The organism is Azovibrio sp. (genome assembly GCF_049658005.1).
Classification (GTDB): domain Bacteria; phylum Pseudomonadota; class Gammaproteobacteria; order Burkholderiales; family Rhodocyclaceae; genus Azovibrio.
Genome location: NZ_JBASOH010000033.1, coordinates 1 through 26,833, shown reverse-complemented (window position 1 = coordinate 26,833; position 26,833 = coordinate 1). Strand labels below are relative to the sequence as shown.

The following is a 26,833-nucleotide window of genomic DNA, read 5'->3' as shown; positions in this document are numbered from 1 at the left end:
AGGACCAGATCCCGTACCACTTCCGGGGCGGAGAACAGCAGCTTGTACGAGGCATCGTCTTCCTGGCGCATCGGCACATTTTACGCGCGAGGCGGCAGAAGGCGAAGGTGGTGTTGCTGCAAGGTTCGTGTGTGACAGGGCGCCGGCCATGTTGCGGCCATACATATGGTGCGGCCAGATTGCGGCCATGGGTGGAAGTGCGGGAGCGGTAGTGGGCATGAAAATATCTCCGTTCCAGCAAGTTCCAAACGAAGAGTTGTAACCCCGCCAGCCCAGCCGGATCATGGGAATGTTGCTGGAGGGGGACTGCTTTACTCCGGCACAGCGCCTTCTTCCGGCCTGCCCTCCATGGCGGCCAGCGCACCGAGAAAATCCTCACCCCAGCGGCGCAGGTCGTTGTGCTGCACGACGCTGAACAATTCCCGCAGACGGGACTCTGCTTCCGCCCGGTTCATGGCGATCCCCTGGTAGAGTTTTTCCTTGAGGTCGTGCAGATCATGGGGATTGGTGAGGACGGCCCCGTGCAATTCCGCGGCTGCCCCTGCAAATTCGGACAGCACCAGCACCCCGGAGCCCCCTGTCAGCCTCTGGGTCGCCACATACTCCTTGGCCACCAGATTGAGTCCATCCCGCAGGGGTGTGATCCACATCAGGTCGGCAATCGCATACCAAGCCACCACCTCTTCGAAAGGCAACGCCCGGAAGAAGAACTGAACGGGCGTCCACCCCACCCGGGCAAAACGGCCATTGACCCGGCCGACCGCCTGTTCGATACGGCCCTGCAATTCGTCATAGACCGTCATTTCTCTGGCCGCCGGGACGCAGATGGCCAGCAGGGCTACCTTGCCCCACAGCTCGGGATGTTCTTCGAGCAATTGTTCGAAGGCGATGATCTTTTCCAGCGTCCCCTTGGTGTAATCCAGGCGCTCTACGGAAAGCACTACCCGGACACCTGCCAGCTCACGTCGCAAAGTCGCCATGAGGGCAGAGCAAGCGGGGGTTTCCAGAACCGTCTGCACCCGATCCACATCCAGGCCCACCGGGTGAGCCCCCAGACCGATCCGGCGCCCATTCACCTCGATCAGGGTTGTCATCTCATCCAGGCCCACCGCACAACCATAACTGAGAAAGCGGGGGGCGCAGGCCCGTGTTTCCAGCACTTTCAAGGGCGCCACCCCCCGCGCCACATCCACGAAGTTTTCAGCCTGGCGGGGAATGTGGAAGCCGATGTAGTCGCACTGCAACAAGCTGCCGACGATTTCCCGCCGCCAGGGCAGGACATTGAAGACATCGGCAGAGGGAAAGTAGGTGTGGTGAAAAAAGGCGATCTTCAGGTCCGGACGCAACTCCCGCAACACGGCCGGCACCATCCAGAGATTGTAGTCATGCAACCACACCACGGCATCCGGTGCCGCTTCCGCCGCCGTCCGTTCGGCAAACAGGCGATTGACCTTGAGAAACACCTGCCAGTCATCTTCCCGGAATACGGCGCGTTCCCAGAAAGTATGCAGGGTGGGCCAGAAGGCTTCCTTGGAAAAACGCTTGTAGAAGATATCCACTTCTTCCTTGCTCAAGGCAACCCGGGCTGCCTTGAGCCCCGGGTACAAGTCCCGGTCCACCTCGGTATGGATCTCGAAGGGCGGCGCCTGACGGTGATCGTGAATCGCCCAGGCCACCCAGGACCCCGGGCGTCCATCTGCAAAGAAGGACAACAGGGTCGGAATGATGCCATTGGGAGAGGAAGGCCGACGTCGCACCAGTTGCCCTTCCTCCCGCACCTCTTCGTAGGGCAGGCGGTGGTAGACCATCACCAGATCCGCCTTGCCTGGCGCATCCATGGCCGTCATTTCCGCATCGATACCGCCAGGGCCAAGAAAGCCGAAATGCGCCAGCGCTTCAAGAATGCCGCCACAGCCGGTATGGCGGGCATGCAGCACCCTGGCCCGGTCACGGGTGGCGTCCAGCAGCGCCAACTCGGATTCGCCGACACACACCCCGATGAAACCCTCTTCGAACATCGAGAGATCATTGAGAGTATCCCCTGCCACCAGGACCTGATCCCGCTCCAGTTCCAGATAGCGCACCAGCGCCGCAAGTGTCCTGCCCTTATTGACCCCCCGGGGCAGGATGTCCAGATACATCTGTGCGGAGTAGAGCACCTCGCAACCCAGGGATTCGGCCAGCTTTGCCACGGCATCGGTCACGGCATCTGCCGCACAGAAATAGGAGCAGCGACGTTGCTGGGGAACCTCCTGGCGATCCAGCCCCGGGAACTGCCCCATGGCTTCGGCCACCACCTGTTCACCGGGCCATCGGGCGTCGATGTCCGATTGCAGGGGCTGGACCGGTTGCCGGTTCTTGCCATCAACCACCGTGCCCCCCACATCGCAAATGATGTAATCAGGGGTTGGCACGGTAGGGTCCGAGAGGATGGGCAGCACAACTTCGAGCCCCCGCCCGGTGACGAACACCAGTTTGATTTCCGGGTGGGCACTAATGAGCTGGTAAAGGCGCTGACGATTTTCGGGATGCCCGGCCAGAAAAGTTCCATCCAGGTCGGTCGCAAGCAGCATCGGGTTCTCCTTGGGGCAAACCTCGCCGGGCTCACCCAATTGTTTCATCGATAAGTACCGGGCTCCGATCCCTCGGGATCGGCCGGCAACGACGTGGCACGAGTCATCATTTCCAGCGCGGAAAAAGAGATCCGCAGCATGGGGACACCCTGCGCGGCAGCCTCGACAATTTCATCCTGCCCCTGGCGGCTTTCCCGCCAGGCCAGCACGCCGTGGCCTCCAGACCGGAGAAGAAAATGCAGCGGCAAGGCCGTGACGCCCCACCCCTCAGCATTCCGACCCTCAGCGTTCCGGGAAAGAACCCGAAAAAATACGCCGAACCCATGGATCCGGGCGCAAGCTCGGAAACCCCTCGACACGCTCCCGCAACACCAGGAGACAGTTGAGCAATCCCGTGCCCAGCAGCAAGAGAGCAACCCCGGAGCAACCCCGGAGCAACCCCGGAGCAACCCCGGACAACAGCGCGACAGTGGGAAGGCGGATTGGCAGGAAAAACGGGCGGGCCTTCCATTTAGATTTGCGCAAATTATATAGTATAAAAACAGACTCGCGAGATTTGCCGATTTGCCGCAGCCGCTCCCGAACCCAATACCCCGAAGAGAACTTAGAATGCAGCTTTTCCTGCCCCTCCAATCGCTCCCATGCTGACCCATCCCCAGTTCGACCCCGTCGCCCTTGCCCTCGGCCCGCTCGCCATCCGCTGGTATGGCCTGATGTATCTGCTCGCCTTCCTCCAGTTCTGGTGGCTCGGGCGGCGCCGCATCCTGGCCCGCCCGGCCTCGGGCTGGACCCTGGAACAGCTCGACGACCTGCTCTTTTACGGCGTACTCGGCGTGGTCATCGGCGGCCGCCTGGGCCAGGTACTGTTCTATGAGCCCGGCTATTACTTCGCCCATCCCTTCGAGATCATCGCGGTCTGGAAGGGGGGCATGAGTTTCCACGGGGGCTTTCTCGGGGTGCTGGCCGCCGCCATCCTGTGGTCGAGAAAGCACGGCAAGGCCTGGCTGCAGACCACCGATTTCATCGCCCCCCTGGTGCCGCTCGGGCTCATGGCCGGGCGCATCGGCAACTTCATCAACGGCGAGCTGTGGGGCCGGGTCACCAGTCCGGAGCTGCCCTGGGCGATGATCTTTCCCCAGGCTGGCGACGGCCTGCCGCGCCATCCCTCCCAGCTCTACCACGCCGGACTGGAAGGGCTGGCCCTGTTCCTCATCTTGTGGTTTTATTCCAGCCAGCCCCGGCCCCGGGGCGCGGTCTCCGGCGCCTTCCTGATCGGCTACGGCGTATTCCGCTCCCTGGTGGAATGCTTTCGCGAGCCGGATCACGGCATCTTCGGCCAGTCCTACACCATCAGCATGGGCCAGTGGCTTTCCCTGCCCATGGTGGCTTTTGGCATCTATCTGATCTGGCGCGCCTACCGGCCGGCCAAGGAGGAAAAATGAACAGCAACCTCATGACGCGTGGTTTGAGAAAATTCCAGGACATGCTGGGCAAGTCGCGGCAGCCCAAGCCGCTCGATGAACGGGGTCTGGAGAAGCTCCGGGCCCAGTTGCAAGAATGCGCCGATGGCCTGGGCGGCGAGGTTTCGGCCCGGCAACGCGCCCTGCGCCTGGGAGAAACCTATCAGCGCCTGGACGAGGCGGGCAAGCAGGCCTTCCTGCGCCTGATCGCCACCGGCTTCGGCCCCGATCCGGAGAAGGTGGCCCAGGCCCACGCCGAATACCAGCAGGCCATCGGCACCCCGGCCCAGTGGGAGGCCGAAGCCCGACTCTGGAGCGCCCTGCGCTCGCCGCGTACCCGCATCCTGACCCAGTTCAACGCCCTGCCCCAGGGCGTGCGTTTTTTGGTGGAGCTGCGGGTCGATCTGCTGCGCTTTCTCCAGGACGACCCGGAACTGGCCTCCCTCGACCGGGAACTGGAGTTTGCCCTGTCGTCCTGGTTTGACGTGGGCTTTCTCGAACTGCGGCGCATCACCTGGAATTCCCCCGCTGCCCTGCTGGAAAAGCTGATCGAATATGAGGCGGTGCACACCATCCACTCCTGGACCGACCTCAAGAACCGGCTGGACTCCGACCGGCGCTGCTACGGCTTTTTCCACCCGCGCATGCCGGACGAGCCGCTGATCTTCGTGGAAGTAGCCCTCACCGACCAGCTCGCCGGCGACGTGCAGCAACTGCTGGACATCGACGCCCCGGTGTTCGACACCCGCGCAGCCGACACGGCCATTTTCTATTCCATTTCCAACACCCAGGATGGCCTGCGCGGCGTCTCCTTCGGCAACTTCCTGCTGAAACGGGTGATCGACGACCTGCAGCGGGATCTGCCCCAGCTCAAGCAATTCGCCACCCTCTCACCCCTGCCCACCTTGCGGCGCTGGGCGGAAAAGCATCCCGAGGCCTGGACCCAGGCCTTCCTGCCCGGCGATCTGGAACGCCTCTCCAGACTGGCCGCGATTCCGGCCACAGTCGATGCCGTCAAAGCCTTGCTGGAGCAGCCCGACTGGGCCGAAATCCCCCGCCTGTCCCGGGCCCTGCAAGCGCCCCTGACCCGGCTTGCCGCCCAATACCTGCTCACGGCCAAGAACCAGGAACGGCTCTATGACCCGGTGGCTCGCTTCCACCTGGGCAATGGCGCCCGGATCGAACGGCTGAATTTCCTCGCCGACACCTCTGCCAAGGGCCTGAGCCAGTCCTACGGCATGATGGTCAATTACCTCTATGAGCCCGGCGCCATCGAGGAAAACGTCGAAGCCCTGCTGCGCCAAGGCCGGATTGCCGCCAGCAGCAGCGTCCGCCACGCGGCCCGGGCCGGGAGCAAGTAAGCCATCAGGCTCACGGCCTGGCGTTTTCAGCCGGGGCGCAGGCGGCGGCAAAGGCCGAGGTAATCGCCGCTGCACCGAGCCGGCGGCCGATGATCACCATCAGGCTTGCCCGGCTTTCTGTTGCAGCCCAGGGGCGGCCATAGTCGAAGCCGGTGATGCGATGGACACCCTGGAAGATCAGGCGCTCCGGTTTGCCTTCGATCGCCAGCACGCCCTTGTAACGCAGCATGTCGTTGCCATGGGTGGCGAGGAGTTCCTCGACGAAGGCGCCGATCCGTTCGAGGTCGACGGCGCCAGGATGGCGTAGGACCAGCGAAGCCACGTCATCATCCCAGCGGCCGGCCTCGAAGGCAGGGCCGGAACCGCCGCGTTTCTGGCCATCGGGATGATGTCCGGCAAGAAAGTCGGGATCGAGTTCGAGCACGTCGTCGAGGAAAAATGCCTTGAGATCAAGCAGCTCGCGGACCACCGCGGCATCGGTCGGCACGGGCATGATCGGGGCACGGGCATTGATGCGGCGCAGCCGCACCCTGAGCGCTTCGAGCTCAGCGGGCCTCACCCGCTCGGTCTTGCTCAGCAGCAGGCGGTCGGCAAAACCGACCTGGGCCGCGGCGACACGGTACTGATCCAGTTGCCCGGTTGCATGCACGGCATCGACCAGGGTCAGGATGCCGTCCAGCATGAAGCGCTCGCGCACGCCCTCGTCGACGAAAAAGGCCTGGGCCACCGGCGCCGGATCGGCCAGGCCGGTGGTTTCCAGCAGCAGACGGTCGAAAGACAGGGTGCCGGCCGCGCGCTGGTCGGCAAGATCGGCCAGGGCCTCGCTCATTGCACCGCGGATGCTGCAGCAGACACAGCCGTTGGCCAGTTCGACGATCGTGACGGCGGGATGCTCGCGGTCATCGATCAGGCCGCCATCGATCGCCACGGCGCCGAACTCATTTTCGACCACGGCGATGCGCTCGCCGCCGGCATTGGCGAGCAGGCGGTTGAGCAGCGTGGTCTTGCCGGCCCCCAGAAAGCCGCTCAGGATGGTGACCGGGATAGGGGAAAGGGGTTTGCTCGACATGATGTTCCTGTAAAAAAAGGCCGGCATGAGCCTCGCTCTGCCGGCCTGGGGCGCCCCGTGCGGACGGACGAGGAAGTTCAGCAGCAACGCCCCGGCCGCCCGTCGCCACCGCCGTAGCGGGCCTCCTGGCGTTCCCGGAAGAATTCCGCGTAGGTCATGACCGGCTGTTCCGGATGGGTGAGACGCATGTGCTGGACATAGGTGTCGTAGTCCGGCACGCCCACCATCAGGCGGGCGGCCTGGCCGAGGTACTTACCGACACGGGCAAGGTCAGAAAACATGTCAGACGCGAAAGCCTTCGGGCATCGGTTCGAACGGCGTTTCCTGGTCGGTGCGCTGAGGCTGGCGCAGCGCCCTGACACAGGCCGGAATCGCAAACAGCAGGATACTGATGACGAGGAACAGGAACAAGGCGGCCATGCCGGCATCGATCTGGTTGTTCAGGATGATCTGCTGCATCTGCCCGATATTCTTGGCCGGAGCCAGCAATTCCCCCTTGTCCAGCGCCGCTTGATACTTGTCGGCGGCGGCCAGGAAGCCGATCTTGGGATTGTCATGGAACACCTTCTGCCAACCCGCCGTGATCGTGCACAGCAGCAGCCAGAGGGTGGGCACGATGGTGACCCAGGCGTAACGCTGACGCTTCATCTTGAACAGCACCACCGTAGCCAGCATCAGGGCGACGCCGGCCAGCATCTGGTTGGCGATGCCAAACAGCGGCCACAGGGTGTTGATGCCGCCTAGCGGATCGACCACGCCCTGATAGAGGAAGTACCCCCAGGCCGCGACGCACAGTGCGGTAGCGATCAGGCTGGAGGAAATGGAATCCACCTTGCGCAGGGACGGCACGAAGTGGCCGAGCAGATCCTGCAGCATGAAACGCCCCGCGCGCGTCCCGGCATCGACGGCAGTCAGGATGAACAGGGCTTCGAACAGGATGGCAAAGTGGTACCAGAAGGCCATCATCGCCTTGCCGCCAAGAAAGCTCGACAGGATGTGGGCCATCCCGACCGCCAGGGTCGGGGCGCCGCCGGCGCGCGAGATGATGCTGTTTTCACCGACGTCTTTGGCGGTCTGGACGAGCATTTCCGGGGTGACGACAAAGCCCCACTGGGAGACGACCTGGGCGGCCTGCTCGGCAGTGGTGCCGATCAGGGCGGCCGGGCTGTTCATGGCGAAATAGACGCCCGGATCAATCACCGCCGCGGCCAGCAGCGCCATCATCGCAACGAAGGACTCCATCAACATGCCGCCATAGCCGATCAAGCGGGCGTTCTTTTCGTTATCCAGCATCTTGGGCGTGGTGCCGGAAGAAATCAGCGCATGAAAGCCCGATACCGCGCCGCAGGCAATGGTGATGAACAAGAAGGGGAACAGGCTGCCCGACCAGACCGGGCCCGTGCCGTCGATGAAGCGGGTCATGGCCGGCATCTGCAGATCCGGCGCGACGATGGCGATACCGACGGCCAGGCCGAGGATGGTGCCGATCTTGAGGAAGGTGGACAGGTAGTCGCGCGGCGCCAAAAGCAGCCAGACGGGCAGCACCGAGGCAATGAAGCCGTAGCCGACCAGCATCCAGGTCAGCTCGATGCCGTCGAAGGTGAAGCGCGGGCCCCAGACCGGGTCGGCGGCCACATCGCCGCCATAGACGATGGCGGCCATCAGCAGGATGAAACCGATCAGCGACATTTCGGCGATCCGGCCCGGACGCAGGTAGCGGCTGTAGATGCCCATCAGCAAGGCAATGGGAATGGTCGCAATCACGGTGAAGCTCCCCCACGGGGAACCGATCAGGGCCTTGACCACGATCAGCGAGAGCACCGCCAGGATGATGACCATGATCATGAAGGTGCCGAACAGCGCAATGACGCCGGGCACGGCGCCCATCTCCGATTTCACCAGGTCGCCAAGGGAGCGGCCATCGCGGCGGGTGGAAATGAACAGCACGATGAAGTCCTGTACCGCCCCGGCAAAGACCACGCCGGCGAGGATCCACAACATCCCCGGCAGGTAGCCCATCTGGGCGGCGAGGACCGGGCCGACCAGCGGACCGGCGCCGGCAATCGCGGCGAAATGATGACCAAACAGCACATACTTGTTGGTCGGCACATAATCCAGACCATCGTTGTGGCGCACGGCGGGCGTCATGCGCTTTGGATCCAGTTCCATCACCCGGTCGGCGATGAACAGGCTGTAGTAACGGTAAGCAATCAGATAGGTACAGATTGCGGCGATGAGTAGCCATAGCGCATTGATGGTTTCCCCACGATTGAGCGCGACGACGGCAAATGCCGAGGCGCCCAACATGGCCACCACGGCCCAGACTAGATGGCGCTGGATATTTTGCATGCCAGGATCCTTGCAAGAGGAGAGTCGAAGGGCGAGTTTAGCGCATGGGGCGCTGCTTCAGATACCCATCGGATGAAGCCTTTTTGCGCGCGCTGCCCGGCCGGATTTTCCTGACACTCATGCTATATTCGCCCGCCGGTGCAACTGACCCCACCCACTTGTCCGCACCGATCGATACGCCATTTCAATCCCGCATCAGAGGAACCCACCATGAACAACGCACGTCCCTTCAAGGTACTCGGCATCCAGCAAATCGCCATCGGCGGCCCCTCCAAGGAAAAACTCAAGACCTTGTGGGTGGACCAGCTCGGCCTGGAAATCACCGGCACCTTCCAGAGTGAGCGGGAAAACGTGGATGAGGACATCTGCGCCATGGGCAGCGGCCCCTTCAAGGTGGAAGTGGACCTGATGCAGCCCATGGACCCGGAAAAGAAACCCGCCGTCCATGCCACGCCCCTGAACCATGTCGGCCTCTGGATCGACGACCTGCCCAAGGCCGTGGAATGGCTGAGCGCCAACGGCGTGCGCTTTGCGCCCGGCGGCATCCGCAAGGGCGCCGCCGGCTTCGACATCTGCTTTTTGCACCCCAAGGGCAACGAGGAATTCCCGATCGGGGGCGAGGGCGTGCTGATCGAACTGGTCCAGGCACCCAGGGAAGTGGTGGATGCCTTCGCCAAGCTGGCCGGCTGACCCCCTGGCCGGACTGGAAACCCTGCGGGCCCGTTACCAGAAGGGCCTGCTGGCCTGGCTCAAAGCCCCGGACGCCGGGGCCGGTCTGGTCACCATGTGCGAGGCCCTGGCCGAATGCGCCTGCCTCGACCCCCGCCCCCACTGGCCGGCGGCCCTGGCCCTGCTGGTCAGCCTGCAACGCGGCGAACTCCCGCCCCGGGTCGAATACCGGCGCCTGGCCGGGCGGATAGACCTGGCCCTGCGCCGGGCCAGCCGCCTGGAGGCGGACAGCGACCCGGCCCTGCTACAGGAACTGCAGGCCCCTCTGGCCCAGCTCGCCCCCCAAGCGCAGCCGCCCATGGCAGCCCTGCTGCCGCGCAGCCCCCTGGCCAGCACCCTGGCAGCCACTGCCGCCATCTTGCCGCTCATGGCGCATGACAAGGAAACCCGCTTCAAACCGGCGCAGCAAGCCGCCTGGCAACAGGCCGTCGCGCAGCTCCAGCAAGCCTGGGAACAACGCCAGGACAGCTGGCAAGCCCTGCGCCACGCCATTTTCAAACTGCTGGAGTCCGCCCTCGTCCTGGGCCACCCGGCCCCCCTGCGCCTGGCGGAAGCCCTGGCCTGTGCGACGGACCAGATCGACAGCCGCCCGCCCGGCCCGCGCCTGCTGGCCACCCTGACCACCACCCTGGAACTACTCCAGGAAACCGGTTTCCTCGAACACGAGGCCCTGGAAGAGCGGGTTGCCCAGCTCGTGCCGCGCCTCGAAGCCGGCGACACTCCCTGCTCCAGAACGCTGGAAACCCTCTTCGTCCAGGAGGCACTGGAGGTATTGGAGCAGTTGCAGCTGGACCTGGAGATCGTGCCGCCCGACCAGGAGCGGCTGGCCCTCGGCGCCCGGCAGCTACAGGAGCTGGCCGGACATGCCGAACGCCCGGAGGGCCAGCGCTGGGCAAGCCGGCTGGAAAACGCCTTCCGGCAATTACCGCCCGGCCAACTCGATCACGGCCCTGCCAGACACCAGGTCCTGGCCTGCCTGGCCGGACTGGACGCCTGGCTGCATGCCGACGCCAGCGCAGCCACGGCCCTGGCCGCAGAGCGCATCGACACCGCCCTGGCCGCCCTCAGCCTTGCCCGGCCGCAATGAACCCGGCGCCCCCGGCAAGGTCACAGACGGTTTCAATGAAAAAACATGCCCATGTTATGCTCCACCCCCCTGGAAACCCTTGCTCCATAAGGGTTTCCAGCGATTCCCGGAACTGACTCACCCATGCCATGACGCTCAGCGCCCTGATCCTCGCCCCCTTCATCGGCAGCCTGATTGCTGCCGCGATGCCGGCCAATGCCCGCAACCGGGAAGCCTGGCTGGCCGGCGCGATCGCCCTGTCCGGACTGATCGCCGCCGCAGGGCTGCATGCGCCAGGCCAAATCCTCTACGAACGGATCGCCTGGATTCCTGCCCTGGGCCTGGAATTCACCCTGCGCCTGGACGGGCTGGCCTGGATCTTCGCCATGCTGATTCTCGGCATCGGCCTCCTGGTCGTGCTCTACGCCCGCTACTACATGTCGCCGGAAGACCCGGTGCCACGCTTTTTTGCCTTCCTGCTCGCCTTCATGGGTTCCATGCTGGGCATCGTCCTGTCCGGCAACCTGATCCAGCTGGTGGTGTTCTGGGAACTGACCAGCATCACCTCCTTCCTCTTGATCGGCTACTGGCACCACCGCGCCGATGCGCGCCGGGGTGCGCGCATGGCGTTCACGGTGACGGCCACGGGCGGCCTCTGCCTGCTGGCCGGGGTGCTCCTGCTCGGCCACATCGTCGGCAGCTACGATCTGGATGCGGTGCTGGCCGCCCGCGCACAAATCCAGTCGCATGAACTGTACCTGCCCACCCTGATCCTGATTGCGCTCGGGGCGCTCACCAAGAGCGCCCAGTTCCCCTTCCATTTCTGGCTGCCGCACGCCATGGCGGCGCCCACCCCGGTGTCGGCCTATCTGCATTCCGCCACCATGGTGAAGGCCGGGGTATTCCTGCTGATGCGCCTGTGGCCGGTGCTGGCCGGCACCGAAGCCTGGACCTGGATCATCGCCGGGGCTGGCACCTGCACCCTGCTGCTGGGCGCCTTTGCCGCCATTTTCCAGCGCGACATGAAGGGGCTGCTGGCCTACTCCACCATCAGCCACCTGGGCCTGATCACCACCCTGCTCGGGATCGGCACGCCGCTGGCCATGGTGGTGGCGATCTTCCACACCCTCAATCACGCCACCTTCAAGGCCTCCTTGTTCATGGCGGTGGGCATCATCGACCACGAAACCGGCACCCGGGACATGCGGCTATTGCGCGGCCTGTACCCGAAGATGCCCTACACGGCCACCCTGGCCATCGTTGCCAGCGGCGCCATGGCCGGGGTACCGCTGCTGAATGGCTTCCTTTCCAAGGAGATGTTCTTCGCCGAAACCCTGCTGGTCGGCGGCGACAACAACTGGTGGATGTCTTATGCCGCCATGGCCGTGGGGATTTTCGGGGTGGTGTACTCGCTGCGTTTCATTGCCGTCTTTTTTGGTCACCCTGCCCAGCCCCTGCCCCGGGAACCCCATGAACCGCCCCGCTGGATGCGCTTCCCCGTGGAACTGCTGGTCCTCGCCTGCCTGGTGGTGGGCGTGGCCCCGGACATCAGCATCGGGCCCTTCCTGCACGAGGCGGTGTTTTCCGTGCTGGGGCCGGACACGCCCCGCTACAGCCTGGCCATCTGGCACGGCTTCAACCTGCCGCTGTTGATGAGCTTCCTGGCCCTGACCCTGGGCGCCTGGTGCTATCAGGTGCTGTTGCGCCGCTTCAATCCGGACCGGCGCAAGCTCTCGCCGCTGCTACATCGTTTGAGCGGCGCACAAGCCTATGAGAGCGCCATGCTCGGCCTGAGCCGGCTGGCCGGCTTCCTGTTGCGCTATCTCGACACCCAGCGACTCCAGCCCCAGTTGCAGGCCATGATCCTGGCCCTGATCCTGGTCCCCGCCCTGCTGGTGGGTCTGCCGCCCGGCGGCCTGGCCGCGCCGCCGCAGGCGCCCGATCCTTTCTTTGTCATGTTCTGGGCCATCGGTTGCGCTTGCGCCCTGGCCGCCGCCTGGCAGGCCAAGTACCACCGCCTGGCCGCCCTGGCCCTGGCCGGCGGCACCGGCATCGTCACTTCCCTCACCTTCCTCTGGCTATCCGCCCCCGACCTGGCCCTGACCCAGTTGACGGTGGAAACCGTGACCACCATCCTCATCTTGCTCGGCCTGCGCTGGCTGCCGCCGCGCCTGAGGCCCGGGGAATTGCAACTCACCTCCCCCTGGCATGCAAGGCTGCGCCACTACCGGGACATGGCACTGGCCATCAGCGGCGGGCTCGGCCTGGCCTGGCTCAGTTATGCCGTGCTGGTGCGTCCCATGCCGGACGGCATCGCCGCCTTCTTTCTGGAAAAAGCCCTGCCCGAGGGCGGCGGCACCAACGCGGTGAATGTATTGCTGGTCGATTTCCGGGGTTTCGACACCCTGGGCGAAATCACGGTGCTCAGCACGGTCGCCATCACGGTCTATGCCCTGCTGCGGCGGTTTCGCCCGGCCCCGGAGAGCATGGTCATTCCCTCCCAGCAAACCAGCCCGCTCGATGCGGCCACCCGCCAGACGCCCGCCGTACAGGCCAATAGCGGCTATCTGCTGGTCGCCGGCATCTACATGCGGCTGCTGCTGCCCTTCATGGGCATCACCGCGGTCTATTTCTTCCTGCGCGGCCATCACCTCCCCGGCGGCGGTTTCGTGGCCGGGCTGATCTTCTCGATCGCCCTCATCGTCCAGTACATGCTGGCCGGTACGCACTGGGTCGAAACCCACCTGCATCTGCGCCCGCACCGCTGGCTCGGTTACGGCCTCAGCCTCGCCTGCACCACCGGCCTGGGCGCCTGGGCCTTCGGCTACCCCTTCCTCACCAGCCATACCGCCCATCTGCAGCTGCCCCTGCTGGGCGAACTGCATTTTCCCAGCGCCTTTTTCTTTGACCTGGGCGTATCCGCCACCGTGGTGGGCAGCACCATGTTGATCCTGGTCGCCCTGGGCCATCAGTCGATCCGCAGCCACCATCAGTCGATCCGCAGCCACCGCCAGCCGGAACGCACGGGCCCCGCACCGGAGGCGCACTGATGGAAGCGGTCATCTCCCTTGCCATCGGGGTGCTGTTTGGTTCCGGCATCTGGCTGATCCTGCGCCCGCGCACCTTCCAGATCATCATCGGCCTGATGCTGATGTCCTACGCGGTCAACCTGTTCATCTTCATGATGGGCCGGCTCTGGATCGACAAGGCGCCCCTGACCCTGAATCCCGGCACGCCCAGCCTCGGGGAATACGCCGACCCGCTCGCGCAGGCCCTGGTACTGACCGCCATCGTCATCGGCTTTGCCACCACCGCCCTGTATCTGGTGGTCATGATCGGCGCCCGGGGCCTGACCGGCACCGACCACGTCGACGGCAAGGAACCGGGCGCATGAGCAGCCTGCCCTGGATTCAGCACCTGATTCTGGCGCCCATCCTGCTGCCGCTGCTGGCGGGCGCCGTCCTGATCCCGGTCAACGCCAAACGGCATGGCCTCAAATTCGCCATCGACCTGGGCTGCCACCTGCTCCTGCTCGCCGCTGCCCTGGTGCTGTTCTGGCAGACCGACCAGGAACTGTGGCCGGGTTCGATGGGGGTCTATCTGGCCGCCAACTGGATGGCACCGTTCGGCATCGCCCTGGTAGCCGACCGGCTGTCCACCCTGATGCTGGTGCTGACGGCAGTGCTGTCCCTGGCGGCGCTGATCTTCTCGCATCACGGCTGGAGCCGCATCGGAGCGCACTTCCATTCCCTGTTCCTGTTCCTGCTGATGGGCATCAACGGCGCCTTCCTGACGCACGACCTGTTCAACCTGTTTGTCTTTTTCGAGGTCATGCTGGCGGCCTCCTACGGTCTGGTGCTGCACGGCTACAACACCGCCCGCATCCGGGCCGGCATGCAATACATCGCCATCAATCTGGCAGCCTCCCTGCTGTTCCTGATCGGCATCGCCCTGATCTATGCCTGCACCGGCACCCTCAACATGGCCGATCTGGGGCCCCGCATCGCCGTCCTCGCGCCGGAGGACCTCCCCCTGCTGCAAATCGGCGCCCTGATCCTGGCCCTGGCCTTCCTCACCAAGGGCGCCATGTGGCCGCTCGGCTTCTGGCTGCCCACCACCTACGCCGCCGCCTCACCGCCCGTGGCGGCGATGCTGGTGCTGATGACCAAGGTGGGCCTCTACGCCATCATCCGCCTCTGGCCCCTGGCCTTTGCGGACGGGCCTCTGGCCGGGTTTGGCCTGGAAGCCTTGTTCTGGGGCGGCATGGCGACCCTGCTGTTTGGCACACTGGGCACGCTCGCCGCCCAGGAACCGGGGCGCATGGCGGGCTATGCGGCGATCATTTCGTCCGGCACCCTGATGGCCATCATCGGCAGCAATCAGCCCGGCCTGCTCGGCGCCGGCCTATACTACCTGCTCGGCTCCACCCTGGCCATCGCCGCCTTCTTGCTGCTGATCGGTCTCATTGAACGCATCCGCACCCCCGGCACCGCGTTACTGGCCTTGACCATGGAAGCGTTTGCCATCGAGGAAAAACCCGAAGAACCCGTAGGGGTCGGCATTCCCGCCGCGCTGGCCTTTCTCGGCCTGGCCTTTGCCGGCAGCGCCCTGGTGATCACCGGCCTGCCGCCCCTCTCGGGCTTTATCGCCAAATTCAGCCTCTTTCATGCCTTGCTCAATGGCAGCAGCACCGTGCCCCTGCAAAACGGCGGGTTGATCCTGCTGATCTTCTGCTCCGGCCTGGCCGGCATCATTGCCCTGATGCGCTTTGGCGTGCGCACCTTCTGGGCCTCCGGCAACATTCAGCCACCCAGCCTGCAGCATTCTGAGGCCCTGCCCATCAGCCTGCTGCTGCTGCTGTGCATCGCCATGACGATCTATGCCGGCCCCTTGTTCGACTATCTGGGCCGGGTCAGCCAGGACCTGGCCCAACCGGAACATTATGTGGAAGGCGTCCTGTCGGCTCCCGTCATCGCCGCTCCGGCCGGAGCACGCCCGTGAAACGCCTGCTTCCCTCGCCCCTGCTCTCCTTGGCACTGCTGCTGACCTGGCTGTTACTGAACCAGAGCCTGGCCGCGGCGCATCTGCTCCTGGGGAGCGTGCTGGCCATCATCGCCCCCCTGCTGGCACGGCCCCTGCAGCCGCACGGTCATGCGCGCCTGCATCGCCCCCTGCTGCTCGTCAGACTGCTGGGCAAAGCCAGCCTCGAAATACTGCACTCCTGCATTAACGTCAGCCGCATCATCCTGTTGGCCCGCCCGACGGGATTGAATTCCCAGTTCATCCGCATTCCCCTGGAAATGCAGAGCCCGCATGGCCTGGCCGTGCTGGCCGGCATCATCAACCTGACGCCGGGCACGGTCTGGGTGGAACTGCTGCCGGACAGCCACGAACTGGTGCTGCACGTTTTCGACCTGCATGATGCCCAGTGGTGGATCGACACCATCAAGCAGGAATACGAACAACCCTTGATGCAGATTTTTGAGGGGAGCCCCGCATGAACCACGTCCTGCCCATCGCCCTGATCTTTGCGATGAGTTGTGTCAGCATCGCCGCCCTGCTCTGCTGCCTGCGCCTCCTGATCGGGCCGTCGGCCCAGGACCGCGTCCTGGCGCTCGATACGCTATGGATATGCAGCATGCTGATGTGCCTCTTGCTCGGCATCCGTTACGGCAGCATGATTTATTTTGAGGTCGCCCTGCTGATTGCCCTGCTCGGTTTCGTCTCCACCATTGCCATGGCCAAATTCCTGATGCGCGGCGAGATCATCGAATGAAGCCGCTTGCCACCACGACCGCCAGGAAAACACCATGAGCCACTGGGATCACCTGCCCCTCTGGGCCAGCCTGCCAACCGCCGCCCTGCTCGTCCTGGGCGGCGGCTTCACCCTGACCGGCTGCCTGGGCCTGCTGCGCCTGCCCCATTTCTATCAACGCATTCACGGTCCGGCCATCACCATCACCCTGGGCACAGGCTGCATCCTGATCGCCTCGATGCTGCTCTTCTCGACCCTGGAAACCCGACCCGTGCTCCACGAACTGCTCATCACCCTGTTCCTCCTGATGACCACCCCCATGGTTTCCATGCTCATCATGCGGGCGGCGGTGCACCGGGATCTACGCCAGCAACACCGCCTCGCGGCGGAAAAAGAGAGCCCCATCGCCGTCTATCGCGACATTCAGCCCAACTTCCACGATTGAAATTGCATGGAAACTGGAGAGCCCCGCCCTGCGAACGAAACACCCAAAACCCCCGCCGTCGGACCATGAGGATTTCAACCGCTGAACCTGGATTGACGCGCACCAAAATTTCCAATAGCTTGAACTTATTCTTTTCATTCAGGGGGGTCCGATCATGGCCAGTATTTCCGTAAACACTTACAAATTCCTCGAAGGCAAAGACGGCGATGTCGGCAAGATGCAATTTATCGTCCTGCTCAGTGAGCCAGCCAGCCAGGACGTCACGGTGGACTACACCACGGCCGACAGCAAGGCCAAGAATGCCGCCAAGGCGGACGTCGACTACACGGCCGTCGCCGATACCCTGACGATCAAGGCCGGCGACACTTCCGGCACCATCTCGGTCGACATCCTGGGCGATGCCCTCAAGGAAGGAAACGAGATCTTCAACCTCATCCTCAGCCAACCCACCGGCGCCGGATTTGCCAAGGGCGAGATACTGCAGATCGTTGGGACCATTGTCGATGATGAACCCATTATTTGGATCCCTTGAATGTTGCGGCGCTCATGTTTTTCGGAGAGTCGGCCAAACCTGGGCTGAGCGGATGAAAGGGACATGAAAGAGGGAACGAAGGATAAGCAACACCGTGCGACATTCAAGGCGCAAATAGTGACGGCGGCCTTGTCGGAAGAAACCCGCCAAGCCGCAGGCCGTAATCAACAACCCGCATCGCAAGATTGGGCAGTGGCAGCTTGAACGGGATTTCCTGGCCGGACAACCCGCCATTGCCCGCTTGCTGCGAGGCGGGCAAAGATTGCCCCTTGGGAGTGAGCGGTCCGTTACCCAGGCAAGCCAAGTTGCCGGAATATCTCGTGTAGCAGCGCGTGTAGCAGCGTCTTTTAACTCAAGTGCCAACCCAAGTTCCGCAACCGGCGCATCACCCTGTTCCTCCTGATGACCACCCCCATGGTTTCCATGCTCATCATGCGGGCGGCGGTGCACCGGGATCTACGCCAGCAACACCGCCTCGCGGCGGAAAAAGAGAGCCCCCTCGCCGTCTATCGCGACATTCAGCACCAATCCCGGGGCGATAGAAAGACTTCATGAAGTTCTGCTTCCGGCGTTCCGGCTTCGGGGTGCCAGTCGTAGCGCCACTTCACCACCGGCGGCAGGGACATCAGGATTGACTCGGTGCGCCCTCCCGATTGCAGGCCAAACAGGGTGCCTCGGTCGAATACCAGGTTGAATTCGACATAGCGGCCGCGGCGGTAGAGCTGAAAATCCCGCTCCCGCTCGCCATAAGGCACATCCCGGCGCCGGGCCAGCACCGGCAGATAGGCCTGGGTGAAAGCGTCCCCCACGGCCTGGGTCAGGGCAAAACAACGCTCGAACCCGCCTTCATCGAGATCATCGAAAAAGATGCCCCCCACGCCCCGCGGCTCGTTGCGGTGCTTGAGGAAGAAATACTCGTCGCACCACTTTTTGTACTTTGGATAAACCTCGGCTCCGAAGGGCGCCAGGGCATCGCGGCAGGTGGCGTGAAAATGGCGCACATCCGCCTCCACACCGTAATAGGGGGTCATGTCCATGCCGCCGCCGAACCACCAAACCGGCGCTTGGCCTGCCTTCGTCGCGACGAAACAGCGCACGTTCATGTGCGCCGTGGGGCAGTAGGGGTTCTCCGGATGCAGCACCAGCGACACCCCCATCGCCTCCCAGGCCCGCCCGGCCAGTTCCGGCCGGTGGGCGGTGGCTGAAGCCGGCAGCGACTGGCCGGTGACGTGGGAGAAATTCACCCCGCCGCGTTCAAAACAGTTACCCGCTTCGATCAGCCGGGAGATCCCGCCGCCGCCCTCGGGCCTATCCCAGGAGTCGCTGCGAAAGGGCTGGCCATCGAAGGCTTCGAGTTCGCTGACGATGCGGTTTTGCAGGCCGGTGAAGTAGGTTTTGAGGATCTGGGTGTCCATTGTCTGCTGGCTTTGGGGGTGGGCTTTGGGGGTGGGCTTTGGGGGTGGGGCGGCTGGGATGGTTTTTTGCTGCCGGGCACCACCTCGATGGCGGGCGGCCTCGACTGGGGCTCGGCGGGCTGGAGTCGCCGCTGCGTGACTCAGACACCGCCAGCCGGATTGCCCCGCCCGCGCGCGTCAGGAGCAAAAGCCGTCGTCAAAAAATCAGCGGCTGATCGCCCGATGGCCAATATCCTTGCGGTATTGCATGCCTTCGAAGTGAATTTCACTGAGCGCCTCGTAGGCCCGCTTCTGGGCCAGCTTGACGTTCTCGCCCAGGGCGGTGACGCACAGCACCCGGCCGCCCGCCGTCACCACCTGACCATCGACATAGGTGGTGCCGGCATGGAAAACATGGGCATCCTCGCCAAAGCTGTTGCCGGGCGGCAGGCCCTGGATGCCATCGCCCGTTCTGGGCTTTTCAGGGTAGTTGGCGGCGGCCAGGACCACACCCAGGGCCACGCGCCGGTCCCATTCGGCTTCCACCTGATCCAGGGTGCCGGCTACCGCGTGTTCCAGCAGATCGAGCAGGTCGGACTTGAGGCGCATCATGATCGGCTGAGTTTCCGGGTCGCCCATGCGGCAGTTGAATTCCAGGGTCTTCACCGAGCCATCCTTGCCGATCATCAGGCCGGCGTAGAGGAAACCGGTGTAGGGCATGCCGTCGGCCGCCATGCCGCGCACGGTGGGGAGAATGATTTCCCGCATGGCTTTGGCATGGATTTCCGGGGTGACGCAAGGGGCCGGGGAATAGGCGCCCATGCCGCCGGTGTTGGGGCCCCGGTCGCCGTCGAGCAGGCGCTTGTGATCCTGGCTGGAGGCCAGGGGCAGGACATTTTTGCCATCGACCATGACGATGAAGCTCGCTTCCTCGCCGTCGAGGAAATCCTCGATCACGACGCGGGCGCCGGCATCGCCCAGCTTGTTGCCGGACAGCATGTCGTCGATGGCGGCATGGGCTTCGTCCAGGTGCATCGCCACCACCACGCCCTTGCCGGCCGCCAGGCCATCGGCCTTGATGACGATGGGCGCGCCCCTGGCCTCCACATAAGCGTGGGCCGCCCTGGGATCGGCAAAGGTCTCGAAGGCGGCGGTGGGAATCTTGTGCCGCGTCATGAAACGCTTGGCGAAATCCTTGGAGGATTCGAGCTGGGCCGCAGCCTGGGTCGGCCCGAAAATCTTCAGCCCCCGGGCCCGGAAGAGATCCACCACCCCGGCGGCGAGCGGCGCTTCCGGCCCGACCACGGTCAGGTGGATGCCGTTCTGCTCGGCAAAATCCGCCAGGGCCGCGGTATCGGTGAGGTTCACATTTTCCAGCTCATGTTCCCGGGCCGTGCCGGCATTGCCGGGCGCCACGCAAACCCGTTGCAGACCGGGCGTCTTGGCCAGTTTCCAGGCCAGGGCGTGCTCGCGGCCGCCGGAACCGATGACGAGTAGTTTCATGATGCCCCCTTTTTAGTGCCGGAAATGTCGTGTGCCGGTAAATACCATGGCGATTCCATGTTCGTCGGCGGCGGCGATGACTTCCTCGTCGCGCATCGAGCCGCCCGGCTGGATCACGGCGGCGGCGCCGGCTTCGGCCAGCACATCGACCCCATCGCGAAACGGAAAGAAGGCGTCGGAAGCGACGACCGAGCCCGCGAGCGACAGGCCGGCGTTCTGCGCCTTGAAGGTGGCGATGCGGGTGGAATCGACGCGGCTCATCTGGCCGGCGCCGATCCCCAGGGTCATGCCGCCGCCGCAAAAGACGATGGCGTTGGACTTGACGAACTTGGCGACGCGCTCGGCAAAGAGCAGGTCTTCGAGCTGCGGCAGGGTGGGTTGGACCTTGGTCACGACCTTGAGACTACTGATCTCCGCCGTGAAGTCGTCCGGCGTCTGCACCAGGAGACCGCCGCCGACGCGCTTTAGTTCGAGCTTGTTCTGGTCGCGTGCCGCCAGCGGCACTTCCAGCACGCGCAGGTTCTGCTTCGCCGCCAGGGCGGCCCTGGCTTCGGCGGTGAAGGCAGGGGCGATCAGCACTTCGACGAAGTGCTTTCTTTCGCTCATGGCCTGGACCACGTCGATGCCCACTTCGCCGTTAAAGGCGAGGATGCCGCCGAAGGCCGAGGTGGGATCGGTCAGGAAGGCCTTTTCATAAGCGCGCAACAAGGTGCCCTCCACGGCCACGCCGCAGGGGTTGGCGTGCTTGACGATGACGCAGGCCGGGCCCGCGAAGGACTTGACGCATTCCCAAGCGGCGTCCGAGTCGGCGATGTTGTTGTAGGACAGTTCCTTGCCCTGTAACTGGGTATAGCTGGCGATGCTGCCCGGCAAGGCGACGGTATCGCGGTAGAAGGCGGCGCTCTGGTGGGCATTTTCGCCGTAACGCAGGATTTCGCCCCGGTCGAAGGCCAGTTGCAGCCGGGCGGGGAAGATCGATGGCGCGGGCGCGGCTATGTTGGGCTGTGCTTCTACGCCGTCTTCCAGGCCGGTCAGCCAGTTGGCGATCATGCCGTCGTAGCGGGCGGTGTGGGTGAAGGCTTTCCTGGCGAGGTGAAACCGGGTGGCAAGCGCCAGGGCGCCGCCATTGGCGCTCATTTCATCGAGCAGGCGCGGGTAGTCGGCCGGGTCGGTGACGATGGCGACGCCGGCATAGTTCTTGGCCGCGGAGCGGACCATGGCGGGGCCGCCGATGTCGATGTTCTCGATGGCGTCGGCCAGCGTCACGCCGGGCTTGGCGATGGTGGCGGCAAAGGGGTAGAGGTTGACGCAGACCAGGTCGATGGTGGGGATGCCGTGCGCTGCGAGGGTGGCCATATGCTCAGGCAGGTCGCGCCGGGCCAGGATGCCGCCATGCACCTTGGGGTGCAGGGTCTTGACGCGGCCATCGAGCATTTCCGGAAAGCCGGTGTAATCGCCGATCTCGGTCACGGCCAGGCCGGCGTCGCGCAGCATTTTCGCGGTGCCGCCGGTGGACAGCAGCTTGACGCCCTGGGCCACCAGGCCCTGCGCGAATTCGAGAACGCCCGTCTTGTCGGAGACGGAAATCAAGGCTTGTTTGATGGTCATGGAGGGTTCTTCAGATCAGTTGGAATTCGGTGAGTTTCTTGCGCAGGGTGTTACGGTTGATGCCAAGCATCTCCGCCGCCTGGGTCTGGTTGCCGCCGGCCTGCCTGAGTACCACTTCGAGCATGGGGCGCTCGACGCTCTTCATCACCATGTCGTAGACGTCCGTGGGCTTCTCCCCGTCCAGGTCGCGGAAATATTTCTCCAGGGCGCCGAGCACGCAGGCCGCAATGTCTTGTTGCTGACTCATGCTGCCAGTTCCTCCTCTGCTTCGTATTCGAGATGTTCGGACCGCTCTGCCAGGTGGCGGAAGAAGTCGTTCACTGCCCGCTGCTGCAGGTCCAGGTCAGGCAACTGGTTCATGGCCTTCCTGAAGGCGGCCGAACCGGTGAGGCCTCTGGTGTACCAGGAAATATGCTTACGAGCCACCTTTACGCCCGTGTCCTCGCCGTAGAAAGCATACAGCTCCTGCAAGTGGCCCATGAGGATGGCGTGGATTTCACCCACCCGGGGCGGGGCCAGCTTCTCGCCGGTCCGCAGATAATGTTCGATTTCCCGGAACAGCCAGGGCCGCCCCTGGGCGGCGCGGCCGATCATCACCCCGTCGGCCCGGGTGTAGTCGAGCACGAACTTCGCCTTCTCGGGCGAGGTGATGTCGCCGTTGGCGATTACCGGGATGCGGATTTCCGACTTCACCTGGGCGATGGTGTCGTACTCGGCCTCGCCGGTGTACTGGTCGGCGCGGGTGCGGCCGTGGATGGCCACGGCACGGATGCCCGATTCCTGGGCGATGCGGGCGATGCGGGGGGCGTTCTTGTGCTGGCGGTTCCAGCCGGTGCGGAATTTCAGCGTCACCGGGGTATCGGGCACGGCCGCCACCACCGCCTCCAGGATGCGCGCCACCAGGGCTTCATCCTGCATCAGGGCGGAACCGGCCATGACGTTACAGACTTTCTTGGCCGGGCAACCCATGTTGATGTCGATGATCTGGGCTCCGTTCGCGACGTTGTAACGGGCGGCCTCGGCCAGCATGGCCGGCTCGGCCCCGGCGATCTGCACCGCGATGGGCTCCACCTCGCCGTCGTGATTGGCCCGGCGGAGGGTCTTGGCGCTGCCATAGAGGAGCGAATTGGAAGTGACCATCTCGGACACGGCCAGACCCGCCCCGAGCCGCTTGCAAAGCTGGCGGAACGGGCGATCCGTCACGCCCGCCATGGGAGCGAGGAAGAGAGGGTTGCGCAGGGTAAAGCCGCAAAATTCCATGGTGGAATCAAGAAAGAGAGCAGGAAAGGGGGCGGATTCTACCCCAGGCGCTGCCTAAAAAATAGTCACGCTGCCACGGTTTTCATGAATCCGGAAACAGTTCCAGCGCGAAGGCGCGGCGCTGACGGGGATCACCAGGCCCGCGCCCCCCAGATCATGCGTCGGGCGAGGAAATGCCGGGGCGGGGGGAGCAGATCCAGGGCCAGCAGCCCCAGGCCCCGGGCCCAGCGTAGCGGCGGCAGATCGTTGGAGAACAGGCGCACCACCCGGTCGGTAAAGAAGGCGCCGCCGCTGCGATCCAGCCTGCGGCGGGCGGCATAGGCGGCCAGGGTCGGGGCGGCGCCGGGATCGTCGCCCCCGGCAAAGAGGCTCTCGGCAAGCTCCCAGGCATCCCTGAGGCCCAGGTTGTAGCCCTGGCCGGAGACCGGGTGCAGGGTCTGGGCACTGTTACCGATCCAGACTTCGCGGCCCAGGACCAACTCGCGCCGCTGGCGCAGGGCGAGGGGAAAGCGGTCGCGCCGGCCGACCTGGGTAAAGCCGAAACGGCTGCCGAACTGCTGCGCCAGGGCTTTGAGGAAGGCGTCGTCATCGAGGGCCATCAGGGCATCGGCCCTGGCCGAGGGTACGGTGAACACCACCGAGTAGCCCGCCTCCAGCGGCAGGAGGGCCAAGGGCCCGTCCGGGGTGAAGCGCTCCCAGGCGCGGTGGCCGTGGGGCCGGTCGGCAAGCGCATCGCAGATGATCGCTTCCTGGCCATAGTCGGCCACCTCGACCCCGGCCTCGTCGCCAGGAGTGCCTTCGGCATGGACCACCAGCCGGGGGCGCAGGCATAGGGTCTCGCCGCGGCGCTCCAGGGTGGCCAGGGGGGCAAGACCATTGGCTATTCCACTCCCGGCTACTCCACCGCTCCCGCGCTCGAGGCTGACGAGCCTCGTTTCATCCAGGCAGGTGCAGGTCGGCAGTTCTTGCACGCCGGCCTGGAGGCGGGCCGCCAAGTCCTTGTAGCGCAGCACATAACCCAGGGCCGGCAGCTCCAATTCGCTCCGGTCGATCAGGGTGCGGCCAAAGCCGCCTTTCTGGGAGACGTGGATGGTCTCGATGGCGGTAACGGCCCGGGCCGGCCAGGCCCCGAGCGGCTCGAGCAGCTGCCGCGCGCCGTGAGAGAGGGCGAGCGCCCGGGGATCGGCCGCCTGATCCGCCAAGGGCCGCTTGTCCACCAGCGTCACCCGCCAGGGGCTGTCTGCCAGCGCCAGCGCCAGGGTCAGGCCGACGGGGCCGGCACCGATGATCAGGATGTCCGTCTGCTGCAGTTCGGTCTGCTGCGGCTCGGTCTGTTGCGGCTCGGTCTGCTGCAGCTCGGTCTGCTGCAGCTCGGTCTGCTGCGGCTCGGTCTGTTGCGGCTCGGTCTGTTGCGGCTCAGTCATGCGCCATGATCTCCTCGATTTCCGCCACCGTCTTCGGGGCGTGGGTATAAACCCGGCCGCCTTCCGGGGTCACCATCACGTCGTCCTCGATGCGGATGCCGATGCCCTGCAGGGGTTCCGGCACATCCGCCCCGGGACGCAGGTAGAGGCCGGGCTCCACCGTCAGCACCATGCCCGGCGCAAGCGGCCGCCACTCCGCACCGATCTTGTACTCCCCCGCATCATGCACGTCCAGCCCCAGCCAGTGGCTGGTGCGGTGCATGTAGAACCGTTTGTAGTCCCCGGCTTCGATCAGGCCGTCTACGCTGCCGGTAAGGAGGCGCAGATCCACCATGCCCTGCACCAGCACCCGGAGCGCGGCGTCATGGGGGGCCATGCAATGGGCGCCGGGGCGGATGGCGGCGATGGCGGCGGCCTGGGCGGCGAGGACGATTTCATAGCAATCCTTTTGCACCGGACTGAAGCGGCCATCGACCGGGAAGGTGCGGGTGATGTCGGCGGCGTAGCCCTCCAGCTCGCAGCCCGCGTCGATCAGCACCAGGCTGCCCGCGGCGAGCCGCTTGTCGTTCTCCACATAATGAAGGATGCAGGCATTGGCGCCGCCGGCGACGATCGGGGCATAGGCATGGCTAGAGGCGCCGCGGCGGCGGAATTCGTAGGTGAGCTCCGCCTCCAGTTCGTACTCGGCCAGGCCCGGCCGGCAGGCGGCCATGGCCCGGGCGTGGCCGGCGGCGGCGATGGCGGCGGAGCGTGCCATGATTTCCAGCTCCGTCGCATCCTTGACGAGGCGCATGGCATCGAGCGCTTGACGTAGGTCGTGGATCACCTGCGGCGGCTGCTTGCCGGCCCGGGCCTCACTGCGCACGGCGTTCAAGGCCCTGCCGATGCGGGCGTCCCAATCCGGATCCAGGCCCAGGGTGTGCCAGAGGGCGGGGCGATTCGCCATCAGCTCGGGCAGCATCTCCTCGAGGCGGGCGATGGAATACGCCGCATCGAAGCCGAAGCCGAGCTTTGCCGCCTCCGGGCCGTAGCGAAAACCCTCCCAGGTTTCCCGCTCCTCGTCCTTGTCCCGGCAAAACAGGATGGACTTGCCGCCGGCCAGCACCAGCACCGCCTCGGGCTCGGGAAAGCCGGTGAGATACCAGAAATAGGAATCGAAGCGGTAGGGATAGTGGCTGTCCCGGTTGCGGACCTGTTCCGGGGCGGTGGGAAGGAGGGCGATGCCATCGGCGATGGTTGCAAGGAGGCGCTCGCGGCGGGCAATGAAGTGGGCGTAAGTCATGAGGTTTTGTCGTCCCTGGCGTGTTCCCGCACGGGCGTGGCGGGCGATGAAATTCGATCAGTTTGCAGCAGTTCGACTCCCCCGCATCCCCCGCGACTGCCGACTCCCTTCACGTGGCGGACGAGAAGCGCAGTGGCAGCCGGGCGCAGGATCTCCCGGGCGCGCTGCAGGGCCTCGACCCAAAGAGGGAAGCCTTCATCCTGGACAGTTTCGATCAAGGCTCGGTGCATGGGGTTTCGCTTTCATCCGGCAGGGCGGAAGCAATGCCGATGTCACAAAAAAAGGGGTGTCAAGCCGCCATCTTCGCGCCGTCATCGTAAAGCATCCCGGCATCGGCATCGGCATCGAGGCGAGGGAGGTCATGGTAATCGAAGTTTTCCCGGCCGGCATGATCGAGCCTCGCCCCATGAGGAATGAGCCTGAACGAAGGGTGGAAGGAAAAGCCCAAGGTCATCTGACCCAGAAATGCGGATCTCGAAAACCCCGCAATTTTCCTCATCCCAACAATTTAACTAAATGATTCATAACGAGCGGGGTTTTGAAAACGAGGTTTTTCGAGGCGCCCACGCAAATAAACCTGAACGCCCCCTACAGGGAACTGAGCCCTCGGTAGTTTGAGGGTCAGGGGCCTGGCAGAAATCAAGCGTGTCCCGACCCCCGTCTTGAGAGGAAAGGCGTTCCGGGGTCGGCAGACCTCGCCGCCGGTGCGAGGCGGCCGGTCGGTTGTGTGCGCTTTTTATGGAGGCTTGATTGCGAGAACCGACCCCTTCTTGCTTTAGCGCCGTCCAGCGACTGAGATAAATGAACCTGGCCCCTTTTCTTTCTCTTTTCTTTCTTTTCTTTGCTCCAAGTAGGGGCTCCTCGCTCACGGACGGAAGACTTCTTCCAGGCTCCTTGCGTCCAGTACGCGGTCCACCCAGGTGTCGATCTGCTCGGCAGAAGCCGCTGCAATCTTGCCAACGGCATCCGCCGGCAAGACACCGAAACGCTGGGTCAAGAGCTTCTGCAGGACGAGCGCCTCGC

Annotated in this window: 25 protein-coding genes; 12 read left to right on the top strand and 13 right to left on the bottom strand. The window is 64.5% G+C overall.

Annotated features, from left to right (window positions below):
• Positions 1-311: 311 nt before the first annotated feature.
• Both ggpS and WBH99_RS03275 read right to left on the bottom strand, forming a co-directional pair.
• Complete coding sequence (gene ggpS, locus WBH99_RS03280) at positions 312-2,573, bottom strand: glucosylglycerol-phosphate synthase (protein WP_424218683.1); 2,262 nt, start codon at positions 2,571-2,573, stop codon at positions 312-314.
• A gap of 44 nt (positions 2,574-2,617) precedes the next feature.
• Entirely contained in the window at positions 2,618-2,821 is a 204-nt protein-coding gene (locus tag WBH99_RS03275; protein WP_424218682.1) for a hypothetical protein, read from the bottom strand.
• Between the two features lie 393 nt (positions 2,822-3,214).
• On the opposite strand from WBH99_RS03275, the gene lgt reads away from it, so the two are divergent.
• Together lgt and WBH99_RS03265 are read left to right on the top strand one after the other, a co-directional pair.
• Entirely contained in the window at positions 3,215-4,015 is an 801-nt protein-coding gene (gene lgt, locus WBH99_RS03270) for a prolipoprotein diacylglyceryl transferase (protein ID WP_424218681.1), read from the top strand.
• Positions 4,012-5,394 carry a malonyl-CoA decarboxylase gene (locus tag WBH99_RS03265; RefSeq protein ID WP_424218680.1) on the top strand — a complete coding sequence of 461 codons (1,383 nt, stop codon included), beginning with the start codon at positions 4,012-4,014 and terminating at the stop codon, positions 5,392-5,394. Before lgt ends, WBH99_RS03265 begins: the two co-directional genes overlap by 4 nt.
• 10 nt (positions 5,395-5,404) lie before the next feature.
• Here the strand turns inward: WBH99_RS03265 and WBH99_RS03260 are convergent, their stop codons facing one another.
• The 3 genes from WBH99_RS03260 to WBH99_RS03250 form a co-directional block, all read right to left on the bottom strand.
• Complete coding sequence (locus WBH99_RS03260) at positions 5,405-6,463, bottom strand: CobW family GTP-binding protein (protein ID WP_424218679.1); 1,059 nt, start codon at positions 6,461-6,463, stop codon at positions 5,405-5,407.
• Between the two features lie 77 nt (positions 6,464-6,540).
• Complete coding sequence (locus tag WBH99_RS03255; RefSeq protein ID WP_424218678.1) at positions 6,541-6,744, bottom strand: YbdD/YjiX family protein; 204 nt, start codon at positions 6,742-6,744, stop codon at positions 6,541-6,543.
• 1 nt (position 6,745) lies between these two features.
• Positions 6,746-8,812 carry a carbon starvation CstA family protein gene (locus WBH99_RS03250; RefSeq protein WP_424218677.1) on the bottom strand — a complete coding sequence of 689 codons (2,067 nt, stop codon included), beginning with the start codon at positions 8,810-8,812 and terminating at the stop codon, positions 6,746-6,748.
• Positions 8,813-9,022: 210 nt separating this feature from the next.
• On the opposite strand from WBH99_RS03250, the gene WBH99_RS03245 reads away from it, so the two are divergent.
• The 10 genes from WBH99_RS03245 to WBH99_RS03200 all read left to right on the top strand — a co-directional run bounded on the left by WBH99_RS03245 (position 9,023) and on the right by WBH99_RS03200 (position 17,543).
• Positions 9,023-9,502 carry a VOC family protein gene (locus WBH99_RS03245; protein WP_424218676.1) on the top strand — a complete coding sequence of 160 codons (480 nt, stop codon included), beginning with the start codon at positions 9,023-9,025 and terminating at the stop codon, positions 9,500-9,502.
• Positions 9,477-10,628 (top strand): hypothetical protein, encoded by a 1,152-nt coding sequence (locus WBH99_RS03240; protein WP_424218675.1) that lies wholly within the window; start codon positions 9,477-9,479, stop codon positions 10,626-10,628. Before WBH99_RS03245 ends, WBH99_RS03240 begins: the two co-directional genes overlap by 26 nt.
• Positions 10,629-10,756: 128 nt before the next feature.
• Positions 10,757-13,657: a monovalent cation/H+ antiporter subunit A gene (locus tag WBH99_RS03235; protein WP_424218674.1), complete on the top strand. Its 2,901-nt coding sequence runs from the start codon at positions 10,757-10,759 to the stop codon at positions 13,655-13,657.
• The gene (locus WBH99_RS03230) at positions 13,657-14,001 is read left to right on the top strand and encodes a Na+/H+ antiporter subunit C (protein WP_424218673.1); all 345 of its coding nucleotides are present in this window, start codon (positions 13,657-13,659) and stop codon (positions 13,999-14,001) included. Before WBH99_RS03235 ends, WBH99_RS03230 begins: the two co-directional genes overlap by 1 nt.
• Positions 13,998-15,608 carry a monovalent cation/H+ antiporter subunit D gene (locus tag WBH99_RS03225; protein ID WP_424218672.1) on the top strand — a complete coding sequence of 537 codons (1,611 nt, stop codon included), beginning with the start codon at positions 13,998-14,000 and terminating at the stop codon, positions 15,606-15,608. The genes WBH99_RS03230 and WBH99_RS03225 overlap by 4 nt, the downstream gene beginning before the upstream one ends.
• Positions 15,605-16,108 (top strand): Na+/H+ antiporter subunit E, encoded by a 504-nt coding sequence (locus tag WBH99_RS03220; protein WP_424218671.1) that lies wholly within the window; start codon positions 15,605-15,607, stop codon positions 16,106-16,108. The genes WBH99_RS03225 and WBH99_RS03220 overlap by 4 nt, the downstream gene beginning before the upstream one ends.
• Positions 16,105-16,383, top strand: coding sequence for a K+/H+ antiporter subunit F (locus tag WBH99_RS03215; protein ID WP_424218670.1), 279 nt, complete (start codon positions 16,105-16,107; stop codon positions 16,381-16,383). Before WBH99_RS03220 ends, WBH99_RS03215 begins: the two co-directional genes overlap by 4 nt.
• 34 nt (positions 16,384-16,417) lie before the next feature.
• A complete protein-coding gene (mnhG, locus tag WBH99_RS03210; protein ID WP_424218669.1) occupies positions 16,418-16,807 on the top strand; it encodes a monovalent cation/H(+) antiporter subunit G in 390 nt (129 codons plus the stop codon).
• Positions 16,808-16,961: 154 nt separating this feature from the next.
• Positions 16,962-17,339: a Calx-beta domain-containing protein gene (locus WBH99_RS03205; RefSeq protein WP_424218668.1), complete on the top strand. Its 378-nt coding sequence runs from the start codon at positions 16,962-16,964 to the stop codon at positions 17,337-17,339.
• A gap of 63 nt (positions 17,340-17,402) precedes the next feature.
• Positions 17,403-17,543 carry a hypothetical protein gene (locus tag WBH99_RS03200; protein ID WP_424218667.1) on the top strand — a complete coding sequence of 47 codons (141 nt, stop codon included), beginning with the start codon at positions 17,403-17,405 and terminating at the stop codon, positions 17,541-17,543.
• Positions 17,544-17,857: 314 nt separating this feature from the next.
• Here the strand turns inward: WBH99_RS03200 and hemF are convergent, their stop codons facing one another.
• The 8 genes from hemF to WBH99_RS03160 all read right to left on the bottom strand — a co-directional run bounded on the left by hemF (position 17,858) and on the right by WBH99_RS03160 (position 26,819).
• Positions 17,858-18,754 carry an oxygen-dependent coproporphyrinogen oxidase gene (hemF, locus tag WBH99_RS03195; RefSeq protein WP_424218666.1) on the bottom strand — a complete coding sequence of 299 codons (897 nt, stop codon included), beginning with the start codon at positions 18,752-18,754 and terminating at the stop codon, positions 17,858-17,860.
• Positions 18,755-18,958: 204 nt separating this feature from the next.
• Positions 18,959-20,236, bottom strand: a complete 1,278-nt coding sequence (purD, locus tag WBH99_RS03190) for a phosphoribosylamine--glycine ligase (protein WP_424218665.1) — start codon at positions 20,234-20,236, stop codon at positions 18,959-18,961.
• A gap of 12 nt (positions 20,237-20,248) precedes the next feature.
• Entirely contained in the window at positions 20,249-21,844 is a 1,596-nt protein-coding gene (purH, locus tag WBH99_RS03185; protein ID WP_424218664.1) for a bifunctional phosphoribosylaminoimidazolecarboxamide formyltransferase/IMP cyclohydrolase, read from the bottom strand.
• A 10-nt stretch (positions 21,845-21,854) separates the two neighbouring features.
• On the bottom strand, positions 21,855-22,091 hold the full coding sequence (locus WBH99_RS03180) for a Fis family transcriptional regulator (RefSeq protein ID WP_424218663.1): 237 nt from the start codon (positions 22,089-22,091) through the stop codon (positions 21,855-21,857).
• On the bottom strand, positions 22,088-23,104 hold the full coding sequence (dusB, locus tag WBH99_RS03175) for a tRNA dihydrouridine synthase DusB (protein WP_424218662.1): 1,017 nt from the start codon (positions 23,102-23,104) through the stop codon (positions 22,088-22,090). Before dusB ends, WBH99_RS03180 begins: the two co-directional genes overlap by 4 nt.
• Before the next feature lie 131 nt (positions 23,105-23,235).
• The gene (locus tag WBH99_RS03170; protein WP_424218661.1) at positions 23,236-24,528 is read right to left on the bottom strand and encodes an FAD-dependent oxidoreductase; all 1,293 of its coding nucleotides are present in this window, start codon (positions 24,526-24,528) and stop codon (positions 23,236-23,238) included.
• Positions 24,521-25,810 (bottom strand): aminopeptidase P N-terminal domain-containing protein, encoded by a 1,290-nt coding sequence (locus tag WBH99_RS03165; RefSeq protein WP_424218660.1) that lies wholly within the window; start codon positions 25,808-25,810, stop codon positions 24,521-24,523. Before WBH99_RS03165 ends, WBH99_RS03170 begins: the two co-directional genes overlap by 8 nt.
• Positions 25,811-26,675: 865 nt before the next feature.
• Complete coding sequence (locus WBH99_RS03160) at positions 26,676-26,819, bottom strand: DUF4351 domain-containing protein (RefSeq protein WP_424218684.1); 144 nt, start codon at positions 26,817-26,819, stop codon at positions 26,676-26,678.
• Positions 26,820-26,833 lie beyond the last annotated feature (14 nt).

Bases quoted from the DNA above. Each gene is read 5' to 3' on its own strand.
- ggpS (WP_424218683.1), bottom strand. From the start codon at position 2,573: ATGCTGCTTGCGACCGACCTGGATGGAACTTTTCTGGCCGGGCATCCC.
- lgt (WP_424218681.1), top strand. From the start codon at position 3,215: ATGCTGACCCATCCCCAGTTCGACCCCGTCGCCCTTGCCCTCGGCCCG.
- WBH99_RS03265 (WP_424218680.1), top strand. From the start codon at position 4,012: ATGAACAGCAACCTCATGACGCGTGGTTTGAGAAAATTCCAGGACATG.
- WBH99_RS03260 (WP_424218679.1), bottom strand. From the start codon at position 6,463: ATGTCGAGCAAACCCCTTTCCCCTATCCCGGTCACCATCCTGAGCGGC.
- WBH99_RS03255 (WP_424218678.1), bottom strand. From the start codon at position 6,744: ATGTTTTCTGACCTTGCCCGTGTCGGTAAGTACCTCGGCCAGGCCGCC.
- WBH99_RS03250 (WP_424218677.1), bottom strand. From the start codon at position 8,812: ATGCAAAATATCCAGCGCCATCTAGTCTGGGCCGTGGTGGCCATGTTG.
- WBH99_RS03245 (WP_424218676.1), top strand. From the start codon at position 9,023: ATGAACAACGCACGTCCCTTCAAGGTACTCGGCATCCAGCAAATCGCC.
- WBH99_RS03240 (WP_424218675.1), top strand. From the start codon at position 9,477: ATGCCTTCGCCAAGCTGGCCGGCTGACCCCCTGGCCGGACTGGAAACC.
- WBH99_RS03235 (WP_424218674.1), top strand. From the start codon at position 10,757: ATGACGCTCAGCGCCCTGATCCTCGCCCCCTTCATCGGCAGCCTGATT.
- WBH99_RS03230 (WP_424218673.1), top strand. From the start codon at position 13,657: ATGGAAGCGGTCATCTCCCTTGCCATCGGGGTGCTGTTTGGTTCCGGC.
- WBH99_RS03225 (WP_424218672.1), top strand. From the start codon at position 13,998: ATGAGCAGCCTGCCCTGGATTCAGCACCTGATTCTGGCGCCCATCCTG.
- WBH99_RS03215 (WP_424218670.1), top strand. From the start codon at position 16,105: ATGAACCACGTCCTGCCCATCGCCCTGATCTTTGCGATGAGTTGTGTC.
- mnhG (WP_424218669.1), top strand. From the start codon at position 16,418: ATGAGCCACTGGGATCACCTGCCCCTCTGGGCCAGCCTGCCAACCGCC.
- WBH99_RS03205 (WP_424218668.1), top strand. From the start codon at position 16,962: ATGGCCAGTATTTCCGTAAACACTTACAAATTCCTCGAAGGCAAAGAC.
- WBH99_RS03200 (WP_424218667.1), top strand. From the start codon at position 17,403: ATGAAAGAGGGAACGAAGGATAAGCAACACCGTGCGACATTCAAGGCG.
- hemF (WP_424218666.1), bottom strand. From the start codon at position 18,754: ATGGACACCCAGATCCTCAAAACCTACTTCACCGGCCTGCAAAACCGC.
- purD (WP_424218665.1), bottom strand. From the start codon at position 20,236: ATGAAACTACTCGTCATCGGTTCCGGCGGCCGCGAGCACGCCCTGGCC.
- purH (WP_424218664.1), bottom strand. From the start codon at position 21,844: ATGACCATCAAACAAGCCTTGATTTCCGTCTCCGACAAGACGGGCGTT.
- WBH99_RS03180 (WP_424218663.1), bottom strand. From the start codon at position 22,091: ATGAGTCAGCAACAAGACATTGCGGCCTGCGTGCTCGGCGCCCTGGAG.
- dusB (WP_424218662.1), bottom strand. From the start codon at position 23,104: ATGGAATTTTGCGGCTTTACCCTGCGCAACCCTCTCTTCCTCGCTCCC.
- WBH99_RS03170 (WP_424218661.1), bottom strand. From the start codon at position 24,528: ATGACTGAGCCGCAACAGACCGAGCCGCAACAGACCGAGCCGCAGCAG.
- WBH99_RS03165 (WP_424218660.1), bottom strand. From the start codon at position 25,810: ATGACTTACGCCCACTTCATTGCCCGCCGCGAGCGCCTCCTTGCAACC.